7 protein-coding genes are annotated in these 7,899 nt (G+C 44.0%); 1 reads left to right on the top strand and 6 read right to left on the bottom strand.

The features are described from left to right. Positions 1-228: 228 nt before the first annotated feature. On the top strand, positions 229-2,628 hold the full coding sequence (locus Q7J41_RS01745; RefSeq protein WP_304884633.1) for a transporter substrate-binding domain-containing protein: 2,400 nt from the start codon (positions 229-231) through the stop codon (positions 2,626-2,628). 233 nt (positions 2,629-2,861) lie between these two features. On the opposite strand, the gene Q7J41_RS17730 is transcribed toward Q7J41_RS01745, so the two are convergent. The 6 genes from Q7J41_RS17730 to Q7J41_RS01770 form a co-directional block, all read right to left on the bottom strand. Continuing rightward, a complete protein-coding gene (locus Q7J41_RS17730) occupies positions 2,862-2,966 on the bottom strand; it encodes a hypothetical protein (RefSeq protein WP_370650968.1) in 105 nt (34 codons plus the stop codon). Continuing rightward, complete coding sequence (locus Q7J41_RS01750) at positions 2,959-3,342, bottom strand: PAS domain S-box protein (protein WP_370650969.1); 384 nt, start codon at positions 3,340-3,342, stop codon at positions 2,959-2,961. Before Q7J41_RS01750 ends, Q7J41_RS17730 begins: the two co-directional genes overlap by 8 nt. After that, positions 3,224-3,868, bottom strand: a complete 645-nt coding sequence (locus Q7J41_RS01755) for a zinc ribbon domain-containing protein (protein WP_304884634.1) — start codon at positions 3,866-3,868, stop codon at positions 3,224-3,226. The genes Q7J41_RS01750 and Q7J41_RS01755 overlap by 119 nt, the downstream gene beginning before the upstream one ends. Before the next feature lie 112 nt (positions 3,869-3,980). Beyond that, a complete protein-coding gene (locus tag Q7J41_RS01760; protein WP_304884635.1) occupies positions 3,981-4,217 on the bottom strand; it encodes a hypothetical protein in 237 nt (78 codons plus the stop codon). Between the two features lie 376 nt (positions 4,218-4,593). Continuing rightward, a complete protein-coding gene (locus tag Q7J41_RS01765; protein WP_304884636.1) occupies positions 4,594-7,347 on the bottom strand; it encodes a bacterial Ig-like domain-containing protein in 2,754 nt (917 codons plus the stop codon). Between the two features lie 258 nt (positions 7,348-7,605). Then, on the bottom strand, positions 7,606-7,899 hold a 294-nt coding region (locus Q7J41_RS01770), incomplete at its 5' end, for a zinc ribbon domain-containing protein (protein ID WP_304884637.1).

A 7,899-nucleotide genomic window follows, 5' to 3' on the forward strand; every position in this document is an offset into this window, starting at 1 on the left:
ATTTACCCCATCATTGAAAAACCAGATTCCGTGAGGATGGAGCTCCCGGAATCTGGTCCAGTCGAGACTAACGGCTCGTTCTCAACCTCATTGTATGATTATTGACCTGAACGACATGATTATAACGGTAGCTCCTGGCTTGTCAATAATTCAGGCTATCTATTGACTTTTGAAACTTGGTTTTATACAATATACTCACTTTAACCATTAAGAAGGGATGACAAACATATGAAGTCAATTAACAGGGTCGCCGTTATGCTATCAATTGTACTTTTTTTCATGCCTTCTGTAATCGTTTTCGGTCAAGTGATAACGGTTCCGGAAAAACCGGTAATGATCATCGGTGATGATCTCAACTATCCGCCTTACAGTTATTTGGATTCCAAAGGTATGCCGGCAGGTTTCAATGTAGATTTAGCCAAAGCGGTTGCGCGAGTGATGGGATATGACGTCGAAATTAGGCTAGATGAATGGAGTAAAACAAGAGCCGCACTGGAGTCAGGTGAGATTGATGCTATTTCAGGGATGTTTTTTTCGGTCCAACGTCAGGAGACTTATGCTTTCACATCAAAACACAGTGTGACAAATGGTGATATCTTCACAAGAAAAGACATCCAACTCGATCAAATTGAGGCGTTAAGAGATCAAACTATTGTGGTTCAAAGTGGTGACATAATCGGTGAGTATCTCGGTCAACTCGATTTAAATATAAATCTGGTTGAGGTATCCACAGTTAATGAAGCTTTGAAATTAGTTGCTGACGGAACCTATGACTATGCCGGCGTTTTAAAACTGCCGGGGTTATATAGTATGAAAGAACAGCGTCTGAATGGACTACGTGCCCAAAATATGGTTTTAGCGCCAAATGATTATTGTATGGCGGTTCGAAAAGATAACGAAACCATGCTGATCACATTAAACAGCGGATTGCAGATATTAAAGGCAACCGGTGAGTACGATAGTATTTATGATCGCTGGCTGGGTGTTTATGAAGAAAAAACAGTACAGTCAGTTATTGAAGAATACTATTGGGCGATTATAACGATCTTGCTGATAATATTACTGCTGCTGACCATTAGTCTGATCTTAAAACGGATGGTAGCGGTACGAACAAAGAAACTAAACGAAATGAATATCGAATTGGAAGGAAAGATGACGGAAATCATCCGCATGGAGGCCAATGTTAGGGCACAATACAATTTATTGATCAAAAGTCAGGCCCAGCTGCAAGACAGTGAAATCAGGAATCGATCAATTGTTCAAGCCTTACCCGATATCGTCTTTACGCTCGATGACACAGGTGCGTTTATCGCTTGTCAGGCAAGTGATGAAAAAATACAAACAAGCTTAAAGTCAACTTATTTAGGAAAATACCTTAATGAAGTATTTCCTGATCAAATTGCATCGGAAGTGATCAATAAGATTCGCAAAGCCATTGACACCCAACAGCTTCAAACCTTTGAATATGAGCTGTTTATTGATGAGCAGCGTCAGATTTTTGAAATGCGGATTGTCAGAAATAATGAGCACGAAGTTATTGGCATTACCCGAAATATCAGTACGGCTAAAATATCTCGAGAACGCATTGAGTTTTTGAGTTACCACGATCAATTAACAGGACTATATAACCGCCGTTTTTTTGAAGCTGAGTTGCTGCGATTGAATGGTTCCGAGAATCTGCCGCTATGTATCATGATGGCCGATGTGAATGGGCTAAAGCTGATCAATGATTCGTTCGGACACGTCATGGGCGATCAATTGCTCAAAAGAGTGGCCGCAGTTTTGAACGAAGCCTGTGGCCCGGATGCCGTGATCGCCAGAATGGGCGGCGATGAATTTGTGATCCTAGTGCCAAAAAGCAATTCATCGCAGACCGAATTGCTCGTCGAACGGATCCATAAAATGAGTTCCAGGGAAAAAGTGAGTTCCATGGAGTTGTCCATTTCTTTAGGTTGGGAAATTAAATATACGGAAAAGGAAGACATCCATGAGGTGCTTAAGTGCGCCGAAAATAAAATGTATAAGAATAAGCTCTTTGAAGGCCCCAGTATAAGAGGCAACGCCATTCATGCTATTATCAAGACGTTAAACGAAAAAAACAAAAGAGAAGAACTTCATTCGCACCGGGTTTCATATATATGTAAGCAATTGGCAATTGCTTTAAATTTCTCAGATCAGGAAATCCAGGAAATTGAATCGGTGGGATTACTACATGATATTGGAAAAATCGCCATCGACGAAGCGATTCTCAATAAACCGGGAAAGCTGACAGACGATGAGTATGAAGAAATAAAAAGACATCCTGAGATTGGCTATCGAATTTTAAGTACGGTGAATGACATGGCTGAAATGGCCGAAGTTGTCCTTGATCATCATGAAAGATGGGATGGAAAAGGTTACCCCCGGGGTTTAAAAGGCGAACTAATTCCGATTCAATCGCGAATGATTTGTATTGCCGATTCGTATGATGCCATTACCAGTGATCGCAGTTATCGCAGCAAACGTTCGGATGAAGAAGCCTTTGCTGAATTAAGAAGAAATGCGGGTACCCAGTTTGATCCCCATCTCGTGGAGCCATTTATCATGCTAATCTGCAGTATTGACGAGCTAAATGACGGGGCCTATTGAATAAAATAAAGGGGTAAGGGCTTTAGAATGGCTCTTACCCCTTTATTAATTTTCGTTTGCAACTGTTTTTATTTTAATATAACCAATATCTCAATAAACTGCTTTTTATAAACCGGCAACTCGAGATGATTCAGTTGTACTCAGTAGCACTTGCCTATCACCTGGTTCAGAAAGATACCGGTTAATTCCGGGTCAAATTCGGTGCCGATGCCATTGACAAGCTCACAAACCGCCTAGCTTTGAGCCACTGCCGGCTGATAACGGCGATCTGACATCATCGTGTCATAGGCTTCGGCAATCGCAATAATCCGGGACATGAGCGGGATTTTCTTACCCATCAGTCCCTTGGGATAACCGCTGGAGTTCTTCCTCAAAATAGCGCCGGTTATACAGCCCGGTCAGGTGGTCGTGGTAGTTCAGGTATGCAATCCGCTCATTTTGGGCCGTTCGCTCGGAGATGTCCCGGAAAATCAGCACTACTCCGGTGATGGCCCCGTCGCCGTCCTTTACCGGGGTAGCGCTGTCTTCAATATGAAACCGGTTCCCATAGAAATCGATTTGCATTTTCATTCGTTTGTAACTTATGCCCTCCTGCTCAAGGCTGGATCTGCGTGCCGCAGTCCGGGCAGAAATTGCTGTCGGGCGGCAGGGTATTTCCGCATTTGGGGCAACCCGTCGGTCGTTCGATTTCCGGCGCTGGCACGTCACGGACACCAGCCAGCCGGGTTTCTTCCAGCACCTCCGGTTCAATAAAGCGTTCGGTGTCCAGTTCCAGTGCGATCATCTCAGTCAGCGGCATCAAGGGATCACCCCAGTCATCGTCGTCCCGCCAACAGATCCAGGCCGCCGCCTGATAATCTTCCGCCCCAACCAGGGGGTGTTGCTCACGCATCGCTTTAATGAACTGCATCACCGCCGCCCGCTGCTCTGGTTCAAAATTGAGGGTGATCGTGTCATTGCGGTTTCCCTTAATGGCAAGTTGGCTTTCGCTGTTTTCTTTAACCGACGTGAGCTTATGCCAAAGAATCGCCAGGCGATCGATCGGGGCCGCCCGGTAATCAGTCCCGGGCACGGCTTTATAACCGATCCGAAATCCTGTTAGGGCAGTGAACTTCGCTTTCTTCGGCATCCGTTTTTCACGTTTGACAAAAATGCCCAGATCGTTGAGCAGATATTCCGAGACAATCACGGGCACCTCCCCCGCCGGGCTGGTTGGTCTGGTCCAGGTCATTATGTCCATTTTTATTCTCCTTTGTAATTAATTCAACGGTATCATCGTGCAAGTCAATACTATATGATGAACATCCTTTTGTTAACGGTTAAGGTAGCACTGATAACCATCGGCGCTCTTTTTACAACCGACAGTGATAAGCAATGCCATACTTAAACAGCATCGTTAGAGACAGATCGAGGGCGGAGTCTTCAAAGCCTTTAATGCTGACAAAAAAATAAAAAGTTGCATCGCCTGGTAAATACGACAGGTTTAATTGATCTAAAAAGTCTTTGATTCGTTTTCTTTTTTTGACAATTGCTTTTGCCTGGGGCGATGTGATCTTGACAATTTCATCAAAATATTTGGCTAAATACATTTGTAAAATGGTTGGTGCACACAATCATAGGGGACAAATACTGGCACCCCTTCAGCAAGTTTCACTTGTTCCTGATAGCTTAGCCAGGTACTCAACCATTTGAGTTTATATCTTATCTAACACTATCCGCTAATTATATTATATTATAATCTGATCTGATTTTCGATTCATTTTAGTATTATTTGTCACGACATTTCTTGTACCCGGTTTGACCGATTTGAATGTTGTCTTTTATGATACACTTTTTCGACGCTACTGATAACCCAATACCGACGTCTCTTTAACGCATAAAAATCTCCCGGGATTGCACCCAGGAGATTTTTTTGAGTTCGTTTATCAATAATCACTCATATTTAAAAAAAGCAAGGTATCAAGGCTACTCACTTACGAACGGGCGAGTTGTTGATCCCGGTGCCGGATCGCCTTTGGGGACGATTTGTATTCTAATCCCTTCCAAGCGGTAACCAAAACCAGCGGTCCCCGATTCTTGACCATTTTTTGCCCAATCTAACCAACCAAAGTTCTGGGCGTGAACCTGATAGTAAATATCGAATTTACCAGCATCCGTTCCCGTGAGATTGATTTTTATGGCTTCTAAACGAAGAGCTTGGCCAGATGTTCCACTCATGGTTCCATTATATTGCCAACCTTGCCAGCCGATATTTTGAACATGGGTGCTATATTGAATGCCCAGATCATTGTTCTGATTATCCACTTTAATTTCAATGCCTTCGAGACGTAAACCTTGACCAGATGTTCCACTCATTGCCCCGTTGGTTTTCCAATCCTGCCAACCGACATTTTGAACATGAGTACGGTAGCTGCAATTCAGTGTCGATCCACCGATCTCACTCGTTTTATATCCTTTTATTTCAGTGAACCCATAATAACCGGATTCTTCATTAATCGACCAGGTACTTGGATTTGAATCAATGACTGTATACGTTCCGGCTTTAATCACCGGGTACTTGCTATCACTGACAACGGTTCCGAGGTCCGCCCGAAAATCCTCATGCGTTCCTGGTGCTTTATTATTAATTACCCAAACACAGTTATTGACTAGTTGCGGCGTCCAAGGACCATAAATGGTTCCATCCTCATGTCTCAGACTAATGGTGCCTGCCGGTTGCCCGGACCCTAAATAATGGTAGGTGCTGATAAATGTGAGGGCGTAGGGCTCTGTTATGGTAAAGGTTGGTGACATCGCAGTGCCAGATTCGACCCCGCCAACATTCCAGCTGTTAAAGATCCGTCGCTCCTGAACACCCACATCCGTCGCAGCTACAATCCGGACGGAATAACTGGTTGTCTTACTGCCAACCGTGATTGTCAGCACCTGATTTTCGGAGGCTATGGCACTATTAAAACCCGACGCATTCGCTACCGTTATGGTTTCGGTCTTGGTTGAACCGTCACTATAAGTACCGGTTACCACCAGACCACTGATATCCAGAACATCCCCAATTTTGTAGCTTAATTTAGTCGCCGGAGTTGTGATCGCGATACTTTGGAGCACTGCCGTTTGGGCTCCTTCAGCAACGACAAGACCATCCTGCGATCTGAAGCCAGTCAGCACGGAGACGTCTTTTTCTAGAACAGTACCTTCGGCATAGGAATGTTTAATAAAAAATCCGCCCCCAAATTCAGTCATTTCAATACTACTGACTAAATAATTGGTATTGTTTTGGACGATAAACGCATCAGTTGAAAATGCGATACTGCCATCACCGGCAAACTTGGTGAGATAGTTTTCCCGGCCTGCGCCGATAATCTGTCCGTTACTGTTCTCAATCATTTTAAATTCGGTGTTTCCGCCATAACCGCTGTCAAATCCATTTTTTTCGCCATAAGATTTTACCCAACTTACACTGCCATCAGCGGAATTCATTTTGATGACAACAAACTCATTGGGCGAAGCACCATTCCCCACCGATAATAACAAATCACCTGAACTGGTTTTAGTGGCATTAAGACCGGTCGCATAATCATTGGCGGTCAGGTTCTGATATAATTTCGTCCATAACAGATTGCCATTTAAGTCGAGTTTATAAGCCATTAGGGCTTTTTTTACATTGCCATCCTGATTCGTTATCATGGTGAGCCCGGCAATCAGATAGCCATCCGAAAATTGAAAAATTTTCGACTCAGAGATCGGTGATTGGGCATAATCAGTCGATGACTCATCTGGTGTATAGCGCACGGCCCACTCGAGCAAACCATCTGGTTTCAGCTTAACGATCGCATCAGACCAGAAGCCCAGATTGAAAATATGTTGATAGGCGATCGTCCCGCCATCTGGTGTCTTGCTCATTCCACACGGTACTGATTTGAGATCCCCATCGGTAATGACAAACTTTCCCAACAGACTGCCATCACTGCCTAAAGTCAGTTCAATCAGTTCGGGATAGTTGTATATGTAATTCCCCCAAATTGACAGCGTTCCATCATCATTCTCAACAGCATCCCAGGCGTCAATACTTGTTGTTTTATCTTGTAGACCATATGCTTTTTGCCATTTGGTGTTTCCGGCATTGTCGATCCGGACTGCGAAAATATTTGTAAATCCGTCTTTTGACATCCCCAGGTTATCGTTGGTTGATCCAACTGCGAGATAATCGCCATTAGCAAGCTGGATGACTTTTAAAAATTTGTAATTCTTGGCATCAGATATTGATTCTTTAATCCCCAAACCGTAGGTTCTGTCCCATGCAATCGAGCCATTGGCATTAAATTTTGTTAGATAGGCATGCACGGTGTATTGGGCATTATTAGACCCACTTGAATAGCCAGCCACAACATAAGAGCCGTCCATAGCTTCGATCACACTCTCAGGTGTGTCGCCATGATAAAATATTTCACCCGAATCATTTGAACGGTTGGTATGCCAACGAATAAACTGTTCCGTATCTGAAACAACCACATCCTCATTTGCGGTCATTTGCGAATTAGCCGCTAACACTGAATCCGTTTCAAAAATTGGACTTGCTATGGCAATGAGCAACACGCCTATCATCACCATAATTGAAAAAAAATTTAGTCTTATCAAATGAAGTCTTTGAAAACCGGTAAAAAAACATGCCAGCAAATCCTTTGATGTCTGTTTGACCTGAAAATAGAAGCTTCTTTTCATTGCAATCCTCCTTGAAAATTTGAGTTTTTTATGAATTCGCAAAAAAAACTCACTCCGATTGTTGATTACAATAATTGCATACCCTGCTTGTGACATGCTAAACATTTTCTGTTAAAAACTTTCTCACCAGTCTTCTGTTTCTTATTCAGTTGATTGACCCATTTTTGATCATTTTACCGCTGAAGCATCATAAGTTTAGGGTTAGGCACGACCAGTTCCACATTGCGGTTTCATTGTTATGTTTATTTCCACCCTTGTTCAAGGCTGGATCTGCGTCCCGCAGTCCGGGCAGAAATTGCTGTCGGGCGGCAGGGTATTTCCGCATTTGGGGCAACCCGTCGGTCGCTCGATTTCCGGCGCTGGCACGTCACGGACACCAGCCAGCCGGGTTTCTTCCAGCACCTCCGGTTCAATAAAGCGTTCGGTATCCAGTTCCAGCGCGATCATCTCAGTCAGCGGCATCAAAGGATCACCCCAGTCATCGTCGTCCCGCCAACCGATCCAGGCCGCCGCCTGATAATCTACCGCCCCAACCAGGGGGTGTTGCTCACG

This window comes from Acetobacterium sp. (assembly GCF_030652775.1).
Lineage (GTDB): Bacteria > Bacillota > Clostridia > Eubacteriales > Eubacteriaceae > Acetobacterium.

Bases quoted from the DNA above. Each gene is read 5' to 3' on its own strand.
- Q7J41_RS01745 (WP_304884633.1), top strand. From the start codon at position 229: ATGAAGTCAATTAACAGGGTCGCCGTTATGCTATCAATTGTACTTTTT.
- Q7J41_RS17730 (WP_370650968.1), bottom strand. From the start codon at position 2,966: ATGGGTAAGAAAATCCCGCTCATGTCCCGGATTATTGCGATTGCCGAA.
- Q7J41_RS01755 (WP_304884634.1), bottom strand. From the start codon at position 3,868: ATGGACATAATGACCTGGACCAGACCAACCAGCCCGGCGGGGGAGGTG.
- Q7J41_RS01760 (WP_304884635.1), bottom strand. From the start codon at position 4,217: ATGTATTTAGCCAAATATTTTGATGAAATTGTCAAGATCACATCGCCC.
- Q7J41_RS01765 (WP_304884636.1), bottom strand. From the start codon at position 7,347: ATGAAAAGAAGCTTCTATTTTCAGGTCAAACAGACATCAAAGGATTTG.